The sequence below is a fragment of the Fusobacteriaceae bacterium genome, from assembly GCA_031272775.1.
Classification (GTDB): domain Bacteria; phylum Fusobacteriota; class Fusobacteriia; order Fusobacteriales; family Fusobacteriaceae; genus JAISST01.
Window position 1 is genome coordinate 1 of sequence record JAISTB010000032.1, and the last position, 23833, is coordinate 23833.

Genomic DNA, 23833 nt, shown 5'->3' on the forward strand with positions numbered 1-23833 from the left:
TCGTTTTCCGTGGCCTCGCCGGAGATGGCAAAATCCGTGTGAAAGCCGTCTTTGACCATGGCGGTGGCCCCGAGGCCGCTTGTCTCTTCATGGACGACGCCGGTCACCCAGAGGTCCCCCTTGGGGAGAAGGCCTTCCTTCTTGAGAATGGCCGGGACCCAGACCTGGATCGCGAAAGGGCCTTTCGTATCGGAAGCGCCCCGCCCCCAGAGTTTTCCTTCAGCTAGGGCGCCGCTCCTGGGGCCGTATTTCCACAGGGCTTCGTCGCCTTCTTCCACGGTGTCCAGGTGGCAATTGAGCATGAGGGATTTGCCGCCGCCCGTCCCCCGCACGCAGCCGAGCACGTTTCCGGCGGCGTCGATGTTCACGTCGTCATAGCCCAGTTCTTTCATTTTATCCGCCGTATAGCGCGCCAATTCCCCCTCTTCCCCCGAGGTGCTCTTGATACGCAGCATTTCTTGCGCTGTCCCGACGATGTCGTCGTAGTATTTGTCCGCTAACGCGTACATTTTTTCTTTCATTTTTATTTTTCTCCTTATATCAAATTCCCTGCGACAGGTCAGAATCGTGTTCCCCCCATGTCCGGGTTAAAAACGCGGCCATGGAGACGCAAGGCATTGCGTCTCTACAGGCATTATACCATATCCGGCCGAAATTACAATAAAATTCTCCCGCCGTCCCTCTTGCTTTCCCGCGAAAACGGGGTATACTGTATTATAACCGCAAGGAGGAATGGTGAAAACGACATTTATGAAAGGAATTCTCTTCGGAGACGCCCCCTGGGATGAAGACGAAGATCAAGAGCGGATAAAAGGGAGAGACGGCAAAAAACCGCCGCGTCGTTTTGACGACGCGTTCGGCGACGGCAGCCGCGTTTATGTCGTCCCCACGGACCGGATCTACCATTGCGACCCCCAATGTCCCCGCCTCGCGGGATCCCCCGTCGTATTCCCCCTGGACGCGGAGATCGCCGAAGAAAGCTATCGCCCCTGCCCCCTGTGCTGTGACGACATGTACGAATATTACTGGACCCTTGTGGAAACCGGGGACGCGGCAAACATAGACGAAGCCAAAAACCTTATTGATACCGAAGCGGTGGACCTTTCCGCCATTGTCTATCTGCTGTCCGGAGAAGCAGAAACCTACGGGGAAGCCCTCGAACGCTACAAAAAAGAGTGCAAATCAAAAGAGGAATAAAAAACGGCGAATAAAAAAACGGCCCATGCCGCCGGACACGGAGCGGAAAATCCGAAAAGCCGGATAAGCCACTCCTTCAATCAAGATACCTTAACTAAAAATATACCAATTTGCTCATGTAACCCGTGTAATCATTTTAATCACAGTTTATCATGTATTCATGCCAATCACCGCAATCACCGGTCATAACTGTGCGAAATGTTCAATCACATTGTAAATATGATCACAGGCTCTGCGGTAGTAGTTCAGAATATCGATATACCCGACGCTGAGCTTTGAGGGGATGTCGCCGTGGTCGCCGGAGAAGTGTTCCGTCTTCCCTTCCCGGTACACGAACTTGATTTCCTCATAGTCCTGGATCGCGTTGATAAACGTCTGAATCTGCTTCTTGTCGTAGGCCGCGTAGATTTTGTCGAAATACTGCGCCACCATGGAGTTGATTGTAATCAACACCTGCCGGTTGCCGTCGGAGAGGACAAGCTCGTCGTCCCGCAGCTTGTTGATTTCCTTGGCGACCCGGTCGAGATAGTCGCTGATGGTCTCGTATTCGTCCGTGGTGACCAGATTGCCCCGGGTCTCCTGTACGAGGGCCCCGTCGAGCTCTTTGTTCAGCATGGCGAAATTGATATCCGAGATCTCCTTTTCATAGAGATCGAGCAATTCTTCGGTATCCTCAATCAGCTTCAGCTGCGCGTCGACATTCTCCCTGCGGTGGAAAATATCGTCAAGGGCCGGAAACAGCGCCTTGATCCGCGCGCCCATTTCAAGGACTTCCAGCTTCGTCTGTGACACAACGACCGAGGGGACCCGCAACATGAGCTTGTTGAGCTTCGTGACGCGGACGACCTCTTCTTTTTTGTCTTTGATGATTTTCTCGAGAAATTTGGAATAAGGTCCCAGGAAGGGCGTAAAGATCAGCACGTTGAATACGTTGAACAGCGAATGGGACATGACGATGGCCCTTTCCACAGAGACCGCTGGATCGGCCACGACGCCGATGATCCGCAGGTAATAGCGGAAGATGGCCGTCACCCACAGCGTTCCGGTGACGTTAAAAATCGTATGGGCCAGCGCCACGCGCTTGGCGTTGGCGTTCGTATTGAATGAAGCGAGGAGCGCCGTCACCGTTGTCCCCACATTTTCCCCCAAGACGAGGGCAGCGCCCGTGGGAAAATCGATCAGTCCCTGGTTGGCGAACATGATGGTGATCCCCAATGTCGCCGCCGAAGACTGCACGATCCCCGTGAGGATGGCCCCCACAAAGGCCGCTTTGAGGACCCCGAAATAGGAATCGGCCTGAAAGAGCCGGAAGAGCCGCACAAATTCCGGCAGATCCCGGAGCGGCTTCATGCCGTCGCTCATGGTCTGCAGGCCGAAAAAGATAAAGCCGAAGCCCATAACCGTAGACGCCACGATCTTGGCCCGGTCGGATTTCAAAATCATCCAGGCGATGGCGGAAAAGCCGATAATCGGCAATCCGTATTTGCCCACGGACAGGATGAGAATCCAGCCGGTCACCGTCGTTCCGATATTGGCGCCGAGGATAATGCCCAGGGCCTGCTTGATCGTCAAAAGCGACGCGTTTACAAAGCCCACGGTCATCACGGTCGAAACCGACGACGACTGCACGAGAACCGTAATAAAAATGCCGACGAGAATCCCCATCAGGGGATTTGACGTCAGGGTCGCGAGGATCTTTTTGAGTTTCGATCCCGCCAGTTTCCGCATTCCGCCCGACATATTCTCCATGCCGTACAGGAACAAACCCAAACCGCCGATGACTTTTAAAATAATACCCGTTACCACAAAACCTCCTGTTGATCAAAAATCATAACGCGCCGCAAGGCCGCCCGCCCCGCCCTACATGAGCACGAGCTGAAAAAGCCAGCCGATAAAGCGGCTGAAATTGATGATATGGATATCAAAAACCCGTTCCGCCAGAATGATGAGAAGGAGCAAGAGTCCCCCCGCCCGGGTGATTTTCGCTTCCGTAACGGGCGAAAAATCAAAGCCCGAGAGAAAGATCCGGCTCCCGTCCAGAGGCGGAATCGGGATCAGGTTGAAGCAAGCCATGCCGAGGTTGACGGCGGCCGTCCGCAATACGAGGTCCACCGTGAAGACGATGGCGTCGTAGGAGAGATTCCGCCGCAAAAAAGCCGTTACCGCCTCTCGTCTCAGCAAAAATTTTACCGAGACGAGAATCAAAAGGGCAAAGACGATGTTGGAAAGGGGCCCCGCCAGCGCGATCAGCGCCTTGTCCCTTTTGGGATGACCGAGGTTTTCCTCTGTGAACTGCACGGGCTTCGCCCAGCCGAATCCGGTCAGGAGCAGGAGCAAAAAGCCCGTCTTGTCCAGGTGCCGGACCGGATTAAGGGACATTCTGCCCTGAAGTCTCGCCGTGGGATCGCCGAGGCGGTTGGCGGTCCATGCGTGGGAAAACTCGTGGATCGTAAAGCCCGTAATCACCCCGGGGAGATATTGAAAAACGCTCCAAATGGATTGCATGGAAAACCTTCTTCCTTTAATCAATCACTTTTTTACTCTATTTTTTTAGATATTTATTGAACCAGGCCGTCATTTCCTCAAGCCGCCGGATCCGGTGTTTGGGTTTGCCGCCCCGGGACAGCTCGTGATTTTCCCCGCGGAACATGCAGAGCCTGGCCTCGACGCCGTGATAGCGGAGCGAGGTAAACATCTGGATCCCTTCGGCGAGCCAGCAGCGATAATCTTCCACCGAATGGATGAAGAGCGTCGGGGTCTTGGCCTGATCGGCGTATTTCATGGGCGAATGCCACCAAAGTTTGTCGTGATTTATCCAGGGCGTCGACTGGTTCTGATCGGCGTTGAAATAATAGCCGATATCGGTCCCGCCGAACTTGGACACCCAGTTGGCGATGCTCCGCTGGGAGACCGCGCACTTGAAGCGGTCCGTGTGGCCGATGATCCAGTTGGTCATATACCCGCCGTAGGAGCCGCCCGTAACGCCGAGGCGCTTGGGGTCAATCTGCGGATAGGCTTTGAGTACGGCGTCCGTAAAGGCCATGAGATCCTCATAGTCGATGGTCCCGTATTTGCCGCGGATATCGGCGAAGGCGTCGCCGCGTCCGTCGCTGCCCCTCGGATTGCAGAAGAACACGAAGTAGCCGAGATTTGCCCAGACTTGCATTTCATGGAAGAACGTCTCTCCGTAGACTGTTTTGGGGCCCCCGTGAATGTCGAGTATTCCGGGATATTTTTTCGAAGGGTCGTATCCCGCGGGGAGCAGCACCCAGCCTTCGATTTCCACATCGCCGCTCTTGCAGTTGAGCGCTTTGGGCGTAATGATCCGCTTTGTCTGAATGATTTCCTCGTTGAAAAACGTAAGCTGCTTTTCTTTTCCATTTTTGACCGTATAGAGTTCCTGCAGGCGGTCGCCCCGCAGTCCGATAAAGAAAATCTCTCCTTTGGCCAGGGCGTAACAGTCCACGGAGCCCTTGTCAGCCGTATGGCAGGTTTCGTTGCCCTTGCGGTCAATGGAGTAGAGGAACGAACTCTTGTGGGACGTCACCTCGTAATACAGCAGGTCGCCGACGACCCGGAAGGCCGTCCCGCCGCCAAGACGACAGTCGGAACCCACGGAATTGCACATGCCGCTGTCGTGAGTCTTCAAAAGGACAGGCTTTTTGTTTTTGATCAGGTAAAAATGCGGATTTTCGTTGAGCCCGTAGCGCTCGCCGGTGGCGAGCCCGCAGATCACGTCGTTTCCCATGAATTCGGCGAATTCCACCATATAGTCCTTGTCGGGGAGCAGTTCCGTCGTCTTCCGGCTGCGGATATCGTACTGGTAAATGCCGCCGGTTTGCTGCAATTTCCCGGAAAATTCGCAGCCCGAAAAAAGGATCTTTCCGCCTTCGGCGTTCCAGGTCCTAAGGTAAAAACGTTCGCCGGTCACCGGGGTCGCCGTCTGTTTGATCCGGTTCCAGACATAGAGCCGCTTTCTTTTCCCGTTGGTAAAGCCCTCTCCGTTGCTCCAGAAGGGAAGCTCGTCCAAAACTTCATAATCTTTGTCTTCTTTGAATTTGGCCGCGGCCTCGCTTCTTTTCTCGCCCGTAAGGCCGTTCAAAGCCCCGCCGTTCCGGTCATATTCGGCGAGAATCACGAAATTGTCCCGGTCTATGGCCTTCAGCGAAAAGACCGTCAGCGGAATATCCATATACTTCTGGGCCTCGCCGCCCTTGATGCTGATGGCGTAATATGAAGTCCAGGTCTCGCCCTCTTCGATTCTTTTCGTGATGGCTTTGTCGCGGTTGGCCTTGAAAAGAATCGTCTCGTCGTCAAGCCAGATAAAGGATTTTTCCCCTTCCATGGCCGTCAGCTGGGCGATGCCCTTTGTCTTGCGATCCAAAAGCCAAATATTGGAGCGGTAGGTATTTTCCCCCTCGTCGCTTTCGTGGACCACGAAGGCGCCGTGCTCTCCGTCGGGCGCGAATTCCAGATTCGATAAAAATTTGTAGCGCAGGAAATCCCTCAATTGTAGTTTTTCCAAAATGTTCCTCCTTTATGTGGCGCTTCGTTTTATGCGCGTTCCATACACGATGATTATACCACAATTCGGCTCTTTTGAGAAGTACTTTCTATGAGGGGCAGCAGTTTCCGGAAGGCGGTGGGGAGGGCGTATTTTTCGCCCAATTCTCCGGCCGTGACGGCGACCAGGCCTTCCGGCCGCTTTCTTCCCCGGATGGGGCGGCATTTGATGGCGCGGGCCGCCATGCGCCAGCGCACGTGGGTAAACGCGTGTCGCGCTTTCAGGATGTTTCCCGCTTCAAGCGGCGCGAATCCCAGATCTCTGATGAGCTTCACGAGAGCCGCCCCCTCCAGAAAGCCGGCGGCGTTGGGAAATTCCCAGAGTCCTGCCAAAAGTCCTTCGGCGGGCCGTTTCCGGATCAGATATTTGCCTTCAACCTCAAGGATCAAGACGGTCAGCTCCTGTTCCCGCTTGTCTTTTTTCGGGGATTTGCGGGGAAAATCCATGGGCTTTCCCGATTTTTTCGCCGCGCAGAGATCCGCCAGCGGACAGGCGGCGCAAAGGGGCTCTCCCCTCGGCAGGCAGACGAGGGCCCCCAATTCCATAAGGCTCTGGGTGAATGTCCCGCATTTGCCCTGACCCCCCGCGGGGTAAATTTTCCCCAGGGCTTCCATAACCGCCTCTTTGACTTCAGGCGCATCGACGGATCCGGTCAAAGCCGTCAGCCTCGCGACCACCCTGAGCACGTTGCCGTCCACGGCGGGCGCGGGCAGATCAAAGCAGATGGAAGCGAGGGCTCCCGCCGTATAGCGCCCGATTCCCGGCAGTTTTTCCAATGTCGCCGGATCTTTTGGGAATGCTCCGGCAAATTTGTCCACGATCATTCGCGCGGCTTTTTGCAGATTTTTGGCCCGGCTGTAATAGCCGAGACCCTCCCAGAGTTTCAGCAGCCGGTTCTCCGGCGCCTCCGCCAAAGCCCGGAGATCCGGGAGCGCCCTCAAAAAGCGCTCATAGTAGGGAATCACGGTCTCCACTCGGGTTTGCTGGAGCATGATCTCCGAAAGCCAGACGGCGTAAGGGTCCCGGGTTTGCCGCCACGGGAGTTCCCGGGCGTTTTTCGCGTACCAGGCGCAGAGCCGTTTTGTGACTTCGGGCGTCATTCCCCGGCCTCTGCCCGGGCTTTTTCAAATTCCGCCCGGACGGCCTTCAGCAGTTGGGGATCCCGGATCAAGTCAAGGGCCGTGAGGGCCATGGCGACCGCCGCTTCCTTCATGCCCTTGTAGGCTTCGGGCGTCAGGGTGGCCCGCGCCATTTCCACGCTGTGGGCCGTAAGATGGGTCGTCGTCAGCGGAAATTCCGGATGGATGGTGGGGCAGCGGTGGCTGACGTCGCCGACATCGGTGGAACCCGAGAAATTCTTCGATCGGATATCCGTCACGCCCAATTCCCGCAGATTTTTCTCATAGACGTCGCTGAGCGTCCCGTTGGTCATAAGATCGGCAAAGCTGGCCTCGTAATTTTCCATGGAGAGCGTCGCGCCCGTTGCGAGGGCCGCCCCCCGGGCGCAGTTCTTCACTTTTTCCACGAGGGGATTCAAGACGGACAGTTTCGGGGCCCGCACATAAAAATCCGCGACGGCCAGATCGGGGATGATGTTGGCCGCCTTGCCGCCTTCGGAGATAACGCCGTGGATTCTTGCGGCCGTAGGCGTCTCCTGACGGAGGGCGTTTACGGCGTTAAACATGGTGATGACGGCGTCAAGGGCGTTGATCCCCTCCCAGGGGGCCGCCGCCGCGTGGGCGGTTTTGCCCCGGAACGTGAAACGGATGGCCTCCATGGCCGCCGAGGTCCCCGTCTTGTAGTGGGCTTCGGAGTCGGGGTGGGCGATCATGGCGGCGTCGAGTCCGTCAAAGGCGCCTTTTTTGGCCATGTGCACCTTGGCCCCGTCCGTTTCTTCGGCGGGCGTACCGACCAGCCAGATTTCCCCCGGAAAATCATTTCCCAGGGCCTCTTTGCACAGGATAGCCGCCGCGTCGCTGGCGACGCCCAGAATATTGTGCCCACAGCCGTGGCCGATGGCCGGAAGGGCGTCGTATTCGGCGAGAAAGGCGATCCGGGGACCCGGTTTCCCCGCGGTCCATACGGCCTTGAAGGCCGTCGGAAGACCGCAGAAATTTCCCTCCACCGTGAAGCCGTATTTTTCCAGAAGCCCTTGATGAGCCGCGGCGGCCTTGAATTCACGGTTACCCAGCTCCGGATTTTCGTAGAGATATTCGTTCAGTTTTTGGAAATCCCCCAGATAGGCGTCAAAAAGCTCCGTCAGTTTTTCTTTCATGTCCCTCCTCCTTGTGATGTTGGATTTGTTCCGCGTCCTTTGATTATAACATATCGCGCAAGGAAAATGAATAGATTTCAGGCAAAAAAGCGTCAAAATTTTTTTGCCTTTTGGGACAAATGCGGGTATAATAGGAGTAGGGTCCCGGCTCTGACGGATCGGGGTCGGGGATATTACATGAAGGAGCGTTGTCAGATGAAGGAGATATACGTAGCGGCGGGAATTTTGGAACGGGATGGGAAGATCCTCTGCGCGCGCAGGGGTTGGGAAAACAAGGCGTGGATGTCGTTTCGTTACGAGTTTCCCGGCGGAAAAATCGAAGCCGGAGAAACCCCCGAAGCGGCCCTTGTCCGTGAGATCCGGGAGGAATTGAACCTCGGGGTCTCGGTGGGCCCCCTTTTTGTCACGATTTCCCATCAGTACCCCGATTTTTTGCTGCACATGAAAACCTATCGCTGTACGTGCGAAGACTATGGACCCTTGAAGCTCACGGTCCACAAAGACTGCGCCTGGGTCGAACCCGAAGGGCTGGACAAGCTGGACTGGGTGCCGGCCGACGGTCCCGTCATCAAAAAAATCAAAAAGAGTTTTCTGGAGGGAACATGGAATTAAACGAAGCGATCGCGCAAAGGCGGTCCATCCGGAATTATCTGGACAAGAACGTCCCCAAAGAAGTGATCGAGCGACTGATTGAGGCGGCTATCTGGGCCCCCAGTGGATCCAACGCGCAGCCCTGGGCCTTTTCCGTAATTGAAAATACAGATAAATTATATCAATTATCACAAGAAATCAAGGCCTATCTTTTGGGCAATCTGGACAGAATCCCCAATTTGCAAAAATACCGGGAGACGCTTTCCAATCCCGAATACCGGGTATTTTACAACGCGCCCTGTCTGCTCACGATCTACGCCAAATACCAAAGCGGCCCCAACGCCGTGGGGGATTGCTATATCGCGTCCCAGAACGTCATGCTGGCGGCCCATGACATGGGCCTGGGCTCTTGCTTCTGCGGCTTTGCGATCCAGTATCTCAACGAGCCCGACGTCAAAAAACGCTTCGGCGTCGCCGAGGAAAATCAAGCGGTGGCCCCGATCATGCTGGGCTATCCGGCCGTTGCGCCCCCGCCGCCTCTCCGGAAAAAACCGGAAATCATTTTCTGGAAATAAGGAGGTCCGGTGCGCGTCGCGGAAAACAGGATCAAATACGAACTCAGGATGTATTTTTATCTCTACATGCTCTACGCCTTTCTGGGCTGGATCTATGAGACGGTCCTTTTTTCCGTTCGGGAACAGCGCTTTGTGAACCGGGGCTTCAATTTCGGCCCCTGGATCCCCATCTACGGCTTCGGCGCCGTCGTCATCATGCTGGCCGTTACTTTTCTGATCGGAGACTCTTGCAGGCTTCGCGGCTTCAATATCCGGCCTGTGGCAGTCTTCTTTCTGATCGGCGTTCTGGCCACGCTGGCGGAACTCGTCGGAAGCTACATCACCGAAAATCTCTTCGGCCTCGTGCTTTGGGATTATTCGGCCCTCTGGATGAATTTCGAGGGACGAATCGCCCCGAAGCCGAGTTTTATTTTCGCGGCCGGGGGAACGTTTCTGTTTTATACGGTCCAGCCCTTGGGGAAACGCCTGCTGGACCGCTTTTCGATCCCCGTGCAAAAGAAAACGGCGTCGGCTCTTTTCGCGATCATTTTGCTGGATTTTACGGCCTCGGTCGTGACGACGGCCTGGTTTCCCGATCTCGTCAAGCATCCGGGGATTATGGAGAAGAAAGAGCGATAGTGTCAACTTTCGGAACAAATTCGATTAAAATAATATAAATTGTTTGAAAAAAGATAGAGTATTATATTTTTAGTACATCAATACAATTTTTTCTTTACAAATCCCCCGAAATCGGTTATACTTTACGGTAATATTTTACCGTTTTTTTTGAAAAATCAGGTGTCCCCGCGATATCCTGATTTTTGTAAACCGAAGGGGGAATCAGCAATGACAGAGGAGTATCATAATCGCAGGAATTTGTACGGGCCGGTCTTGGAGCATGACAGTTGCGGGATCGGCGCCATCGTCAACATTTACGGGAACAAATCCCACCGCATCGTGTCCGACTGCCTGGACATCCTAGAAAATCTGGATCACCGCGCGGGGAGAGACGCCGCCGGGGAGACGGGCGACGGCGTCGGCATCATGTTTCAGATATCACATCGTTTCTTTTCCAAAATCTGTAAAAAAGCGGGCCTTTCTATCGGCGACGCCGGGGAATACGGCGTCGGCATGTTCTTTTTTCCGCGGGACGAAATCTTGAAAAAACAGGCGAAAAAGATGTTCGAGATCATCACGGAAAAGGAGGGCTGCGCCTTCGCCGGATGGCGGGAAGTTCCCGTCGCGCCCTATGTTCTTGGGGCCCGCGCCCGGGAATGCATGCCCTGCATTATGCAGGGATTCATCCGGAAGCCTGCCAATACCGACCCCGGTCTCGCCTTTGACCGCGTCCTCTATGTGATCCGCAGGGTTTTCGAGAAAAGCAACGACAATACCTATATTGTTTCCCTTTCGAGCAGAACCCTCGTCTACAAGGGCATGTTCCTCGTAAGCCAGTTGCGCACATTCTACAAAGACCTGCAAGACCCGGACTATGAGACGGCCCTTTGTATCGTCCATTCGCGCTTCAGTACGAATACGAACCCCAGCTGGGAGAGAGCGCATCCTTATCGCCTGATCGTGCACAACGGGGAGATCAATACGATCCAGGGAAACGCCAACAAGATGCTCTCCCGGGAAGATTCCATGTACGGAGGAGCGTTGCGGGAGCAGTTTCACAAGATCTATCCGGTCGTGACGCCGGGCGGTTCGGACACGGCCATGCTCGACAACACGCTGGAATTTCTGATGATGAACGGCGTTCCGCTCCCCATGGCCGTCATGATTACGGTTCCGGAACCCTGGTATTACAACAGGACCATGTCGCAGGAAGTCAAAGACTTTTATGAATATTACGCGACGCTGCTGGAGCCCTGGGACGGGCCCGCTTTTGTTCTTTTTTGCGACGGGGATGTTTTGGGGGCCGTGCTCGACCGGAACGGACTCCGGCCTTCCCGCTACTATCGGATGGAAAACGGCGATGTGATCATTTCCTCGGAAGTGGGCGTGCTGCCCGTGGCCCCGGAAAAAGTCCTGCAAAAGGAAAAAATACGGCCGGGTCAGATGCTCTTGATCGATACGAAAAAAGGGGAATTGATCGCCGACGGCCATTTGAAACAACTGTACGCCGCAAGACAGCCCTACGGCGAATGGCTCTGCAACAACCTCGTGGAGCTCAAAAAACAAAAGCTCCCCAACGCGCGCATCCCCCGCTATTCCCCGGAAATGCGACTCAAACTGCAAAAGAATTTCGGCTACACCTATGAAGAATATACCGGCGCCATCTTGAGCATGGCCCGGGACGGCAAGGAACCGACGGGTTCCATGGGCGTCGACACGGCTCTGGCGGTCCTCTCGCCAAAGTATCAGCCTCTTTTCAATTATTTCAAGCAATTGTTCGCCCAGGTGACCAATCCGCCCATAGACGCGATCCGGGAAAGAATCGTGACCTCTCCGCTCGTCTATATCGGCAAGGACGGCGACCTCCTGACGGAAAAGGAAACCAATTGCAATGTGCTGAAAATCGAAAATCCGGTGCTCTCAAACTTCGATATGCTGAAGCTTCGAAACCTTGCGGACAAGGGGCTGAAATCCGAAACGATCCCGATCACCTATTACAAAAGCTCTTCGCTGGAAAAGGCTCTGGAGAATTTGTTTGTGACCATCGACAAAGCCTGGCGGGACGGCGCCGTGCTCCTGATCCTGTCCGACCGGGACGTGGACGAGAATCATGTGGCGATTCCCTCGCTGCTGGCGGTCTCGGCGGTTCACCAATATCTCGTCCGGACGAAAAAACGGGTGTCCGTGGCCATTGTCATCGAGTCGGGAGAACCCCGGGACGTCCACCATTTCGCGACGCTTTTGGGCTATGGCGCTTCGGCCATCAACCCCTATCTCGCCTTTGACGCCATCGAAGAGATGGTGGAAAGAGGCCTGCTGGACAAAGAATTTTACGCCGCCGTGGAAGACTACCGGGAAGCGGTCTTAAACGGCATTATTAAAATCGCTTCGAAAATGGGCATCTCCACCATACAGTCCTATCTGGGCGCGCAAATTTTCGAAGCCGTCGGCATATCTCCCGACGTGATCGACCGATACTTTACGGGAACGGCCAGCAGGATCGGCGGCGTCACCCTCGAAGACATCGCGAAGGAAACGGATCTCCTGCACAGCAAGGTTTTCGACGCGCCCGCCGGGGAGGAAAAAATCCTGCCCGTGCCCGTTAAAAAAGAAAACGAGGAGCATCTGTTCAACCCCGAAACGATCAAACTGCTGCAAGAATCCGCCCGGGAAGGGGATTATGAAAAATTCCGCGCGTTTTCCCGGGAAATTCATCAGGAAAACCGGGACGTCACCTTGCGGGATTTAATGGATTTTCGCTATCCCAAACGGGGGATTCCCCTGGATAAAGTGGAGTCGGAGGAGTCCATCGTCAAGCGCTTCCGGACCGGGGCCATGTCTTACGGCAGCATTTCCCAGGAAGCCCACGAGGCCATCGCCGTTGCCATGAATACCCTGGGCGGCATGTCCAACAGCGGCGAAGGCGGCGAAAGGGAAGAGCGGAATTTCCCCGACGCCGACGGAAGAAACCGGGCTTCCGCCATCAAGCAGATCGCTTCGGGCAGATTCGGCGTCACGTCCCGATATCTCGTCAGCGCAAGGGAGATCCAGATCAAAATGGCCCAGGGCGCGAAACCCGGAGAAGGGGGACAGCTCCCCGGCAAAAAAGTCTACCCCTGGATCGCGGAAACAAGGCATTCCACAACGGGGGTCCCGCTGGTATCGCCGCCGCCCCATCACGATATTTATTCGATCGAGGATCTGGCCCAGCTGATCTTTGATCTGAAAAACGCCAACAAATACGCCGACATCAGCGTAAAACTGGCCGCGGAAGTGGGCGTGGGCACCGTGGCCGCGGGGGTCGCCAAATGCGGCGCTCAGGGCATTCTCATAAGCGGCTATGACGGCGGCACGGGTTCCGCGCCGAAAAGCTCCATTTTCAACGCGGCGCTCCCCTGGGAACTGGGCATATCGGAAGCGCATCAGGCCCTCGTCCGCAACGGACTGCGGGGAAGGGTCCGGCTGGAAACCGACGGAAAGCTCCTGACCGGAAGGGATGTGGCCGTGGCCGCCATGCTGGGCGCCGAAATCTTCAGCTTTACCTCGGCCCCCCTGGTCGCGCTGGGCTGCATGATGTTGAAAATATGCCATACGGACAAATGCCCCTTCGGCGTCGCGACCCAAAACCCGGAGCTCCGGAAACGTTTCAAGGGAAAAGCGGAATACGTGATGAATTACATGCGCTTTGTGGCCCGGGAACTGCGGGAAATCATGGCAAAATTGGGCATCGCCAGCGTGGAGGATCTCGTGGGACGCTGCGATTTGCTTTTCGCGCGCAAAAAAGAAAGGCCGGGAAGAAAGGGCCTTGTGGATTTGTCGGGAATTCTCGAAAACGGCGACGCGCTGGACTTTATTCGCGGGAAGAAAGAGAGCGCCCGAAAGACAAACAAAGAAGCGCGCGAGAGGCAAAAATTCCATTTTCATCTGGAAAAAACCGCCGACGAAAGAACGCTTTTGAAAAAATTCGCCGACGCCCTGACGGACGGTTCCCCCAAGACCATAGACATCAAAGTGGGGAATACGGACAGAGCCTTCGGGACGAATTTCGGCTCGGAAATCACAAGACGCTTCGGTCAGGACACGCTGCCGGAGGATACGTTTACGATCCGCTGCGACGGCGCGGGCGGCCAGAGCTTCGGCGCCTTCATTCCGCAGGGATTGACGCTGCGATTGACCGGGGACGCCAATGATTATCTCGGAAAGGGGCTCTCGGGCGGAAAGATCATCCTGATTACCCCGAAAGCCTCAAAATTCGCGGCTAATGAAAATGTCATCGCGGGAAACGTCGCGCTCTACGGCGCGACGGCCGGCAAGGTCTTCATCAACGGACTGGCCGGGGAACGGTTCTGCGTGCGGAATTCGGGGGCGACGGCCGTAGTGGAAGGCGTCGGCGATCACGGTTGCGAATACATGACCGGCGGCGTCGCGGTTATTCTTGGGCCCGTCGGTAGAAATTTCGCCGCCGGGATGAGCGGCGGCGCGGCCTTTGTTCTCGATGAACGGGGGGATCTCTACAGAAAGCTGAACAAGGAGATGGCCTCGGCCTTCAAAGTGGAGTCCAAATATGACGAGGCGCTTTTACGGGAACTCATCGAGGAACACACGGCGCTTACGGGCTCCGAAAGAGGAAAGGAAATTCTCGGGGATTTTTCCGCCTGGCTGCCCCGTTTCAAAAAAATCGTGCCCGACGACTACAACCGGATGATCCAGGCCATCGCCCGGATGACGGAAAAGGGGCTGACCCGGGAACAGGCCCATATCGAGGCCTTTTACAAGCTGGCTTACTGACCGTAATAGGCGTTTTTCCCGTGTTTTCGCAAATAATGCCGGTCCAGAAGCTCTTGCTGCATGGGCGGCGTATTCCCGCAATGCCAGGCCATAAAGGCCACTTCCTCAAGAACCACGGCGTTGTGGACGGCTTCAAAGGCGTCCTTCCCCCAGGCAAAGGGGCCGTGGGACGCCACAAGAACCGCCGGAATCTCATCGGGGTTCTTGCAGGTTTCCACAATAACCATTCCGGTGTTTTTTTCATAGGGACCCGCGATTTCCGCGGGCGTCATGAGTCGCGTACAGGGGATTTCCCCGTAAAAATAATCGCCGTGGGTTGTCCCCAGGGCGGGGACGCCTTTTTTCATCTGAGCAAAGATCGTGGCCCAGCGGGAATGGGTGTGAACGACGCCGCCCGCGCCGGGAAAATTCCGGTACAGCTCCAAATGGGTCGCCGTGTCGCTGGAGGGCTTTTTTCCCGCCAAATGATTCCCGGAAAGATCCACGACGGCCATATCTTCGGGCCGCAGGTCATCATATTCCACGCCGCTGGGCTTGATGACCACAAGGCCGCTTTGGCGGTCGATGGCGCTGACATTGCCCCAGGTAAAGGTCACAAGACCGTAGCGGGGCAGCGACAAATTGGCCTCACAGACGCTTTGCCGCAGCTCCCGCAGCTTATCTTCGCTGATGTTGTCCATTCCTTTCATTGGTTTCTCCAGACCATATCCGAGATCAGAAGCTCTTTTTCAAAGGTTTCGGGCTCGGTTTTTTCGTTGATATAGACAAATTCAATCTCCATGATCCGCGCCCAATCCCGGAGGATTTCCGCGTCCACGTCATAGCTCAGGACCGTATGATGGGCCCCTCCGGCTAATATCCAGCATTCCGCGCCCCGCTCGAGGTCGGGCAGGGGCTTCCACATGACCCTGGCCACCGGCAGATTGGGCATGGTCTGGGAAGGTTTCACGCAGAGAATATCCTGTACGATGAGCCGCAGGCGGCCGCCCATGTCGATGAGACTCGCGACGACGGCGGGTCCCGCTTTTCCCTCGAAAACGAGGCGGGCCGGCGGTTCTCTGTCGCCGATGCCCAGCGGGTGGGTCTCGATCCGGACTTTTCCCGCCGCCAGCGTCGGGCAGACTTCTAGCATATGCGCGCCCAGCGAGATTCCGTTTTTGAGATCGTAAGTATAATCTTCCATAAAGGAGGTCCCGCCCTTGAGATCTTCGGTCATGCCCTTGACGATGGCCGTCATGGCCGAGACTTTCCAGTCCCCTTCGCCGCCGTAGCCGTAGCCGGCCGCCATAATATTCTGCGTCGCCAGCCCCGGCAGCTGCTTCATGCCGTAGAGATCCTGGAACGTATTGGAAAAGGCTTTGGCCCCTTCCCGCCCGAGGATCTTCAGGATCGCGATCTCTTCCCGGGCCTGATAGCGGACCGTTTCGTCGCCTTTTTGGTCGAAATTGTATTTTTCCTTGTATTCTTTGAGTTTCGCGTTCAGCTCTTTTTCGCTGACGGCCTCCATGTATTCGACAAGTTCCCCCACGGGAAAGGTGTTGACCTGCCAGCCCAGTTTGGCCTGCACGCCCACTTTATCCCCTTCGGTCACGGCCACTTCCCGCATGTTGTCGCCGAAGCGAACCACTTTGAGGGCCTTGGACAGGGCGGCGCCGACAGCGGAACGCTGCCATTTGCCGATTTTTTCCTGCACCGCTGGGTTCTTCCAGTAGCCCGCGACGACTTTGCGCGGCGTCCGGAGCCTTGCCCCGATAAAACCGTGCTCCCTGTCTCCGTGGGCCGATTGATGCAGATTCATATAGTCCATATCGATGGCTTCGTTGGGGATTTCCTCGTTGAATTGCGTGTGGAAGTGCAACCAGGGCTTTTGCAGGCCAACGAGGGCGTTGATCCACATCTTGGACGGCGAAAAGGTATGGCAGAATGTGATAATGCCTGCGCAGCTGTCGTCGTAATTGGCTTCTTTGACAATTTTCGTCGCGCTTTCATTGGTGACCACAATGGTCTTAAATTCAATCCCGCAGGGGATTTTTTTGCTTTTGTTGAGTTCGGCCACAATGACTTCGCAGTTTTTCTTCACCTGTTTCAAAGTTTCCTCGCCGTAGAGGAATTGGCTTCCCGCCACAAACCAGAATTTATACTCCTTTATTGTCATGCTTTCCCTCCGCTACAAATGAGATCGCCGTTCCCCGTCAGGGGAACCGTTCTTGCAAATTACGCTTACATATTTTCCTTTACGGTTTTGACGATATTTTCGGCGCAAAGGCCGTATTTTTCCAGAAGCTCCCAGGCGCCGCCGCTCTGGCCGAATTCATCGTTGATCCCGATGCGGATCACTTTTGTCGGCAGCGCTTCGCTCAAAAATTCGGCCACCGCGCCGCCCAGACCGCCGATAACGCTGTGTTCCTCGGCCGTCACGACAAATTTTGTCTCCCTTGCGGCCGCAAGCAGCGCCTCTTTGTCCAGAGGCTTGATCGTCCCCATATGGAGGACCCGGATGTGGATATTTTCCTCAGCCAGTATTTTTTGGGCCTTCAGAGCCTCCTGGGTCATAAGACCCGTGGACACCACCGCGGCGTCTTTTCCTTCGGTCAGGACGTTGGCCTTCCCCAGGCGGAATTCGTAAGTCCCCTCGTCAAAGATCGTCTCGACGTCGAGGCGTCCCATGCGGATATACATGGGCCCGGGATATTCCGCGGCGGCTAAGATCATTTGCCGCGTCTCCACGGCGTCGGCGGGGACCAATACGGCCATATTGGGGATGGCCCGCATGAGGGCAATATCCTCCACGGACTGGTGGGATCCGCCGTCTTCCCCCACGGAAATCCCCGCGTGGGTCACGGCCACCTTGACGTTGAGGGCCGGATAGGCGATGGTGTTCCGCACTTGCTCAAAGGCCCGCCCCGCGCCGAATATGGCGAAAGTCGAAGCGAAGACCACGTTGCCGCAAGTGGCCAGTCCCGCCGCCGTTCCCATCATATCGGCTTCGGAAATGCCCATATTGAAATGTCTTTCGGGAAAGGCTTTCTGGAAAATATTCGTTTTTGTGGATTTTGTGAGATCGGCGTCCAGGACGACGACCCGGGGATTTTTCGCGCCCAGTTCGGCCAAAGCCTCGCCGTAGGCCTGACGCGTCGCTTTTTTGCTCATTTATACCACCCCGCCTTTGCCCTGAAGTTCCGCCAGGGCCTTTTCTTCTTCTTCCTTCGTGGGCGCCATCCCGTGGAATCCGCAGACGTTTTCCATAAAGGACACGCCCTTTCCCTTGACGGTATTGGCGATAATCATGGTCGGTTTTCCCTTTGTCTTCTTCGCCTCGGCGAGCGCTTCGAAAATCCGCCCGTAGTCGTGGCCGTCGATCACGATCACATGCCAGCCGAAAGCTTCCCACTTTTTATCGAGGGGCGCTACGCCCATGATGTCGCTGACGTTGCCGTCGATCTGGAGATTGTTGCTGTCCGTAAAGGCGCAGACGTTGTCGAGCTTGTAATGAGCGGCGGTCATGGCGCTTTCCCAGACCTCCCCCTCCTGACTCTCGCCGTCTCCGAGCATCACATACACCCGGTAGTCCTCTTTGCGCAATTTGGCGTTCAAGGCCATGCCGTTGGCGACGGCCAGACCCTGTCCCAGAGAGCCCGTGGAGATTTCCACGCCCGGGACCTTTTTCATGTCGGGGTGCCCTTGCAGGATCGAACCGTATTTGCGAAGGGAATTGAGCTTGTCTTTGGGAAAATAGCCCCGTTCTGCCAGTGTGGCGTAAAGGGCCGGCGCCGCGTGTCCCTTGGACAATACAAAGCGGTCCCTCCCTTCTTTTTTCGGGTCCGCGGGATCGATCCGCATTTCCTTGAAATAAAGCGCCGTCAAAATCTCCACGATGGAGAGGGATCCGCCGGGATGGCCGGATTTTGCCTCCGTAATCATCTCCACAATCGATCGTCTGATGCTGAGGGCCTTGTCCGCAAGTCCCTGCCACATCCCTTGTTCCGCGTGTTCCATGGGTATTGCCTCCTTCAGGTTTCATTTGCTGATTAACGTTTAAAACACCTTGACCGCGGCTTCTTCTATGGCAAGGCCGCTTTTGTAGGTTTCAAGCCACTTTGCAAAGCCCCGGGCGTCCGCCTCCCCGGGTTCCGCCACCGCGCTTTTGTTTCGGGAAAATATGGTCTGTTCCAGCCAGTCCGCCAGCGAGGATTCGCCGCGATTGAGCATATACAGGGCCAAAAGGGCTATGCCCCAGGCGCCCCCCTCTCCGGCCGATTCCATGACGGCAACCGGGGTCCCGAGGGCCGCGGCCATCAGCTTTTGCCCGGTATTTCCGGCCTTGAAGAGCCCGCCGTGACCCAAAAGCTTTTCGACTTTGACGCCTTCGGCCGAGAGGATGTCCATACCGATTTTGAGCGTCGCCACAGCCGACCAGATGAGATTCCGGCAGAAATTTGAAAGCGTAAAGACGCTTTCGGGTTTCCGGACCAGAAGAGGCCTGCCCGCGATAAATCCGGTCACGGGCTCCCCCGACAAATAGTTGTACGAGAGCAGTCCCCCGGCGTCGGGCGCGCCTTGAAGCGCTTTTTCATACAAGATCCCGTAGACGATATTTTTGTCGCAAGGCTTCTCCGCCGCTTCCAGTAATTCTGAAAAAACAGCGGCCCAGGCGTCGATATCGGCCGTGCAGTTGTTGCAATGCACCATGGCCACGTCGGCGCCGTCGGGCGTCGTCACGAGATCAATCTCGGGGTGGACTTTGGAAAGGGGCTTTTCGAGCACAATCATGGCGAAAACCGATGTCCCCGCGCTGATGTTCCCTGTCCTTTGCCGGACCGCGTTTGTGGCGGCCATTCCGGTCCCCGCGTCCCCTTCGGGGGGACAGAGCGGAATTCCCGCCGGGAGCTCTCCCGCGGGATCCAGGAGTTTCGCTCCTTCGGCGCTCAGACAACCGGCCCCGTCTCCGGCCGAGAGAATCTTCGGCAGGACGCTTTCGAGCGCAAAGCCCGGATTGTAAGCGGCGTCAAATTTCGCCAGCATACCGGCGTTGTATTTTCCTTCGGAGAGCGGAAACATGCCCGAGGCGTCGCCGACCCCCAGGACTTTTTCCCCGGTCAGCCGCCAGTGCACATAGCCCGCCAGCGTCGTCAAAAAGGCGATTTCCTTCACATGGGGCTCGCCGTCGAGGATGGCCTGCCCCAGATGGGCAATGCTCCAACGCTGGGGGATGTTGAAGCCAAAAAGAGCCGTCAGCTCTTCGGCCGCCCGGGCCGTCGTCGTGTTCCGCCACGTCCGGAAGGGCGCAAGCAACTTCCCCTCGCGGTCAAAGGCCAGATAGCCGTGCATCATGGCCGATATGCCGATGGCTTCAATCTGTGCGGGAACCGCGAGATTTTTTTTCAAATCGGCGTAAGCGCCCGCGAGGCCTTTCCAGACTTCGCCCAAGTCATAAGTCCAGTATCCGCCTTCCCATTTGTTTTCCCAGTCCCAGGTCCCCGACGCCAACTGACGCCCCGATCCTTCGATCAGGACGGCCTTGATTCTTGTCGAGCCCAGTTCTATCCCGAGTACAGCCATACGATCACTCCTTGTTTTATTATAACATGATTTCCGACGGTTTCAAGATTTTTGTTTTCTTTTTGTGATAATACTTTGCAGAACAATAAAGAAACAGAGCAGTAGCGACAGCATGATGCGCACCCACCAGCTGGAGAGCGTCCCCTGGGTCGTAATGAGACTGGAGATCGTCCCTTTGATGAGAACGCCAAAGAGGGTTCCGACGGGGTTGCCGATCCCGCCCGAGAGTAAGGTTCCGCCGATAACCGCCGAGGAAATCGCGTCCATTTCCAGTCCCCTGGCCTGCTCCACAAAGCCCGCGCAGCTGTTGAGCGCGAAGAGAAAACCGCCGACCCCCGCGAGACAGCCGCTCAGCACATAGGCGAAAAAGCGGTTGCGCCGGACATTGAGGCCCATCATGGACGCGCTCTGGGCGTTGCCGCCGATGGCGTACAGGGATCTTCCGTATTTTGTATATTTGAGCAGGATAATGACGAGAACCACGATCAAAAGCGCGATGATCACGGTCGGATAAATGTAGGATTTGACGAGGATCCCTCTTTTATTGACGGACCCGAGAAAATCGGGCAGGTTGATTTTATATTTTGCCCAGGCCAGGAACGTCGGATTTTTGATCGAAATCATGTCCTGGCTGATGACGGCCGTCATGCCGCGTCCGAAGAAAAGGCCGCCGAGGGTGACGATAAAGGGCTGAATATTCAAATAGGAGATCAGGAAACCCTGAATCACGCCGAAAGCGAGGCCGATCACAAGCGAGAGGACGATGGCCGCATAGGGCGAAGCGCCCTTTTTTTCCATGCTCCAGGCCGCCGCCATGCAGATGAGGCCCACGACAGAGCCCACGGAAATATCGATGCCCCCGGTGATCATGACGATGGTCAGCCCGCAAGAGATGGAAATCAGGCCGGCGTTGGTGATAAAGAGGTTCAGAAACATCTGGGGTTTCGCGAAACCCCTGTCGCCGAAGACGATCATCCCCGCCAGATACATAAGCGCGAAAAGGCCGATCGTCACAAGGATCAGGAACGTGGTATTGCCCGGTTTTTTGATTCCGAAAAGTTTCATGCGCGGGCCTCCTTTTTCCTGAGCTGCGTGATCGCGTTCCGGAAGGTCTCGCTCTGCAGGACCACAATGGCGATGACCACAATGGCCTTGTAGACCGGCAGCTGGTCGGCGGACACGTTCATGGCGTAAAGAGTCGTGCTTAAGGACTGGATTGTCACGGCCCCGATGCAGGAGCCGACGAGGGTGAATTTTCCCCCGCCCAGGATATTCCCGCCGAGAGCCACGGCCAAAATGGCGTCCATTTCCAGATTCAGCCCGATGTTGTTGGCGTCGGCGGAGTAAATCCGGCTCGAGGCCACAAAACCCGCGATGCCCGAAAGAAGGCCGCAGATGATATAACATACAAATTTTATCCGTGTTGAGTTGAGACCCACGAGGCGGGCCGCGCTGCTGTTGATGCCCACGGTCTCAATGAAAAGACCGATGGCCGTCCGTTTCAGCAGAAGGGCCACGACAATCAGCGTACCGATCGCGAAAAAGATCGGCGTCGGGATCGGGATCCCCGGAATATAGCCGCCGGGAATCCGGTAGGCGGGGACCCGGATATAGGTGATCTGGCCCCGGGTCACCAATTGGGCGATGCCCCGGCCCGCGGTAAAGAGGATCAGCGTCGCCACCATGGGCTGGATCCCCAGCTTCGCCACGAGGAAACCGTTGAAGGCCCCGCAGAGCGTCGCCGCCGCCAAAGCCGCCACAAGCGCCAGAATCAGCGGATTTTGAAATTCCGTGACGGAAGTGCCGCCGCCCGAGAGAATCTGGCAGCAGACCGCGCCGGAAACGGCCATGACGGCCCCCACGCTGATGTCCTGACCGCCCGAGGACGCCGTCACCAGCGTCATCCCCACGGCAAGGATCACCAGCTCCGACGAGCGGTTGACGACGTCGATGATATAGCCGTACAGAACGCCGTTTCGAACGGAAACGCTAAAAAAATCCGGATGCTGGACGAGATTGGAGAGAAGCACGATGCCGAGACAGAGCAGCGGAAAAAACAACCTGAATTTGATGATTTTCCTCCACAATTCATGAAGCTTCATAGGCGCCTCCCGCGATGGTGTTCATGATTTTTTCCTGGGACAAATCGTCCCCCGACAGTTCGCCGACCTTCTGTCCGTCCCGCATGACGGCCATTCGCGAGCATACCCGGAGCATTTCCTCGATTTCCGAGGAAATGAACGTGACGCTCATGCCTTCTTTGGCCAGAGACAGCACCAGCTTCTGGATTTCCGTCTTTGTGCCGATGTCAATGCCCCGGGTGGGTTCGTCGAGGATCAGGTAGGCGGGATTGGTCAAAAGCCAGCGGCCGATAATGACCTTTTGCTGATTCCCCCCCGAGAGGTTTTTGATCGGCGTATCCCGGTCAGCGGTCTTGATTTTCAAGAGATCAATATACTTATCGGCGAATTCTTCGGATTCTTTGCTCGACATGGGCTTGAAAACGCCGCGTTTTGCCTGTAAAGCGATAATGATATTTTCCCTGACCGAAAGATCGGGGATAATGCCGTCCCGTTTCCGGTCTTCGGGCAGATAGCCCATGCCGTTTTTCATGGCGTCCAGAGGCGTGTTGATTTTGACGGCCTCCCCTTTGATCAAAAGCCGCCCGCTGTCGGGCTTGTCGGCCCCGTAAATGGCCCGGACCAGTTCGCTTCGACCCGAGCCCAAAAGGCCCGAGACGCCGATGATCTCTCCGGCCTTGATCCGGAGCGAAAAGGGCTTGACCTTGCCGGTATTCCCCAGGTTTTGCGCTTCCAGCAGGGGAACGGCCGCTTCTTTTTCGCCGTTTTCCGTCGATTCGGTCTTGAGCGCGGCCAGATCGTCAAATTCCTTGCCGAGCATCCGGGCCACAAGCTGTACCCGGGGCAGTTCCTCCACGGCGTATTCCCCCACGAGCTCCCCGTTCCGCAGTACCGTAATCCGGTCGCAAACTTCATAGACCTGTTCCAAAAAATGGGTGATAAAAATAATCCCGACGCCCCGGTCGCGCAGATCCCGCATCAAAGCAAAGAGTTTCTCCACTTCCCCGTCGTCCAGGGAAGACGTCGGCTCATCGAGAATCAACACGGTACAATCGGTCCCCAGAGCCCGGGCAATGGCGATCATTTGCTGTACCGCAATCGAACAGTCGTCCAGTTGCGCGCGGGTCGACACATTGATCTTCAGCTCGGCCAAAAGGGCCGCCGCCTTTTCGTGCATGGTCTTCCAGTCAATAAGCCCCAGGCGGTTCCGGGGTTCCCGCCCGATAAAGAGATTTTCCGCCACCGTGAGATTGGGGCACAGGGTGATCTCCTGATAGACGGTGCTGATCCCCCTGTTCTGGGCCTCGAGGGGGGAACGGATCACAAGAGGCTCTTTTTTTTCGCCGAGCAGGATCTCTCCGGCGTCCTTGGCATAGACGCCCGTCAATACCTTGATCAGCGTCGATTTGCCGGCCCCGTTTTCCCCCATCAGCGCGTGGATTTCCCCTTTCCGCAGCGTAAAATCCACCCGGTTCAGCGCGACGACCCCCGGGAAGGTCTTCGTGATCCCCCGCATGGTCAGCGCGATTTCGTTTCGCATGGTTCCTCACCCCTTTCGGCCATATGGAAATTGCGGAGCGGACAGATGTCGCCGCTCCGCAATCGT

General features: G+C 56.1%; 19 protein-coding genes. 5 read left to right on the top strand and 14 right to left on the bottom strand.

Annotated features, from left to right (window positions below; translation table 11 throughout):
• A partial coding sequence (locus tag LBQ97_07460; protein MDR1832547.1) for a M20/M25/M40 family metallo-hydrolase occupies positions 1–521 on the bottom strand: 521 nt, incomplete at its 3' end.
• A gap of 214 nt (positions 522–735) precedes the next feature.
• Here LBQ97_07460 and LBQ97_07465 point away from each other — a divergent pair.
• Positions 736–1197, top strand: coding sequence for a hypothetical protein (locus tag LBQ97_07465; GenBank protein MDR1832548.1), 462 nt, complete (start codon positions 736–738; stop codon positions 1195–1197).
• A gap of 183 nt (positions 1198–1380) precedes the next feature.
• On the opposite strand, the gene LBQ97_07470 is transcribed toward LBQ97_07465, so the two are convergent.
• From LBQ97_07470 to LBQ97_07490, 5 genes are read right to left on the bottom strand one after another with little or no spacing between them, the layout of a single operon-like run.
• Entirely contained in the window at positions 1381–3003 is a 1623-nt protein-coding gene (locus LBQ97_07470) for a Na/Pi cotransporter family protein (protein MDR1832549.1), read from the bottom strand.
• Between the two features lie 54 nt (positions 3004–3057).
• Positions 3058–3702 (bottom strand): site-2 protease family protein, encoded by a 645-nt coding sequence (locus LBQ97_07475; protein ID MDR1832550.1) that lies wholly within the window; start codon positions 3700–3702, stop codon positions 3058–3060.
• A 37-nt stretch (positions 3703–3739) separates the two neighbouring features.
• A complete protein-coding gene (locus LBQ97_07480; GenBank protein ID MDR1832551.1) occupies positions 3740–5722 on the bottom strand; it encodes a S9 family peptidase in 1983 nt (660 codons plus the stop codon).
• A gap of 53 nt (positions 5723–5775) precedes the next feature.
• Positions 5776–6861, bottom strand: a complete 1086-nt coding sequence (gene mutY, locus LBQ97_07485) for an A/G-specific adenine glycosylase (GenBank protein ID MDR1832552.1) — start codon at positions 6859–6861, stop codon at positions 5776–5778.
• Positions 6858–8036 carry a M20 family metallopeptidase gene (locus tag LBQ97_07490; GenBank protein ID MDR1832553.1) on the bottom strand — a complete coding sequence of 393 codons (1179 nt, stop codon included), beginning with the start codon at positions 8034–8036 and terminating at the stop codon, positions 6858–6860. Before LBQ97_07490 ends, mutY begins: the two co-directional genes overlap by 4 nt.
• 195 nt (positions 8037–8231) lie before the next feature.
• Here LBQ97_07490 and LBQ97_07495 point away from each other — a divergent pair, with 195 nt between their 5' ends.
• The 4 genes from LBQ97_07495 to gltB all read left to right on the top strand — a co-directional run bounded on the left by LBQ97_07495 (position 8232) and on the right by gltB (position 14587).
• On the top strand, positions 8232–8648 hold the full coding sequence (locus tag LBQ97_07495) for a (deoxy)nucleoside triphosphate pyrophosphohydrolase (protein ID MDR1832554.1): 417 nt from the start codon (positions 8232–8234) through the stop codon (positions 8646–8648).
• Positions 8639–9202 carry a nitroreductase family protein gene (locus LBQ97_07500; protein MDR1832555.1) on the top strand — a complete coding sequence of 188 codons (564 nt, stop codon included), beginning with the start codon at positions 8639–8641 and terminating at the stop codon, positions 9200–9202. The genes LBQ97_07495 and LBQ97_07500 overlap by 10 nt, the downstream gene beginning before the upstream one ends.
• Positions 9203–9211: 9 nt before the next feature.
• Positions 9212–9820 (top strand): putative ABC transporter permease, encoded by a 609-nt coding sequence (locus tag LBQ97_07505; GenBank protein MDR1832556.1) that lies wholly within the window; start codon positions 9212–9214, stop codon positions 9818–9820.
• A gap of 207 nt (positions 9821–10027) precedes the next feature.
• A complete protein-coding gene (gltB, locus tag LBQ97_07510) occupies positions 10028–14587 on the top strand; it encodes a glutamate synthase large subunit (GenBank protein MDR1832557.1) in 4560 nt (1519 codons plus the stop codon).
• On the opposite strand, the gene LBQ97_07515 is transcribed toward gltB, so the two are convergent.
• The 8 genes from LBQ97_07515 to LBQ97_07550 all read right to left on the bottom strand — a co-directional run bounded on the left by LBQ97_07515 (position 14581) and on the right by LBQ97_07550 (position 23767).
• Positions 14581–15243 carry an L-ribulose-5-phosphate 4-epimerase gene (locus LBQ97_07515; protein MDR1832558.1) on the bottom strand — a complete coding sequence of 221 codons (663 nt, stop codon included), beginning with the start codon at positions 15241–15243 and terminating at the stop codon, positions 14581–14583. The two genes, gltB and LBQ97_07515, sit on opposite strands and share 7 nt — an antisense overlap.
• 29 nt (positions 15244–15272) lie before the next feature.
• Positions 15273–16742, bottom strand: coding sequence for an L-arabinose isomerase (araA, locus tag LBQ97_07520; protein ID MDR1832559.1), 1470 nt, complete (start codon positions 16740–16742; stop codon positions 15273–15275).
• A 65-nt stretch (positions 16743–16807) separates the two neighbouring features.
• Complete coding sequence (locus tag LBQ97_07525; protein MDR1832560.1) at positions 16808–17737, bottom strand: transketolase family protein; 930 nt, start codon at positions 17735–17737, stop codon at positions 16808–16810.
• On the bottom strand, positions 17738–18583 hold the full coding sequence (locus LBQ97_07530; GenBank protein ID MDR1832561.1) for a transketolase: 846 nt from the start codon (positions 18581–18583) through the stop codon (positions 17738–17740).
• Between the two features lie 39 nt (positions 18584–18622).
• Positions 18623–20146 (bottom strand): hypothetical protein, encoded by a 1524-nt coding sequence (locus tag LBQ97_07535; GenBank protein MDR1832562.1) that lies wholly within the window; start codon positions 20144–20146, stop codon positions 18623–18625.
• A gap of 42 nt (positions 20147–20188) precedes the next feature.
• A complete protein-coding gene (locus LBQ97_07540; GenBank protein ID MDR1832563.1) occupies positions 20189–21211 on the bottom strand; it encodes a sugar ABC transporter permease YjfF in 1023 nt (340 codons plus the stop codon).
• Positions 21208–22248, bottom strand: a complete 1041-nt coding sequence (locus LBQ97_07545; protein MDR1832564.1) for an ABC transporter permease — start codon at positions 22246–22248, stop codon at positions 21208–21210. The genes LBQ97_07540 and LBQ97_07545 overlap by 4 nt, the downstream gene beginning before the upstream one ends.
• A complete protein-coding gene (locus tag LBQ97_07550; GenBank protein MDR1832565.1) occupies positions 22235–23767 on the bottom strand; it encodes a sugar ABC transporter ATP-binding protein in 1533 nt (510 codons plus the stop codon). Before LBQ97_07550 ends, LBQ97_07545 begins: the two co-directional genes overlap by 14 nt.
• Positions 23768–23833: the final 66 nt, after the last annotated feature.

Bases quoted from the DNA above. Each gene is read 5' to 3' on its own strand.
- LBQ97_07545 (MDR1832564.1), bottom strand. From the start codon at position 22,248: ATGAAGCTTCATGAATTGTGGAGGAAAATCATCAAATTCAGGTTGTTT.
- LBQ97_07500 (MDR1832555.1), top strand. From the start codon at position 8,639: ATGGAATTAAACGAAGCGATCGCGCAAAGGCGGTCCATCCGGAATTAT.
- gltB (MDR1832557.1), top strand. From the start codon at position 10,028: ATGACAGAGGAGTATCATAATCGCAGGAATTTGTACGGGCCGGTCTTG.
- LBQ97_07540 (MDR1832563.1), bottom strand. From the start codon at position 21,211: ATGAAACTTTTCGGAATCAAAAAACCGGGCAATACCACGTTCCTGATC.
- mutY (MDR1832552.1), bottom strand. From the start codon at position 6,861: ATGACGCCCGAAGTCACAAAACGGCTCTGCGCCTGGTACGCGAAAAAC.
- LBQ97_07550 (MDR1832565.1), bottom strand. From the start codon at position 23,767: ATGCGAAACGAAATCGCGCTGACCATGCGGGGGATCACGAAGACCTTC.
- LBQ97_07530 (MDR1832561.1), bottom strand. From the start codon at position 18,583: ATGGAACACGCGGAACAAGGGATGTGGCAGGGACTTGCGGACAAGGCC.
- LBQ97_07535 (MDR1832562.1), bottom strand. From the start codon at position 20,146: ATGGCTGTACTCGGGATAGAACTGGGCTCGACAAGAATCAAGGCCGTC.
- LBQ97_07495 (MDR1832554.1), top strand. From the start codon at position 8,232: ATGAAGGAGATATACGTAGCGGCGGGAATTTTGGAACGGGATGGGAAG.
- LBQ97_07525 (MDR1832560.1), bottom strand. From the start codon at position 17,737: ATGAGCAAAAAAGCGACGCGTCAGGCCTACGGCGAGGCTTTGGCCGAA.
- LBQ97_07475 (MDR1832550.1), bottom strand. From the start codon at position 3,702: ATGCAATCCATTTGGAGCGTTTTTCAATATCTCCCCGGGGTGATTACG.
- LBQ97_07490 (MDR1832553.1), bottom strand. From the start codon at position 8,036: ATGAAAGAAAAACTGACGGAGCTTTTTGACGCCTATCTGGGGGATTTC.
- araA (MDR1832559.1), bottom strand. From the start codon at position 16,742: ATGACAATAAAGGAGTATAAATTCTGGTTTGTGGCGGGAAGCCAATTC.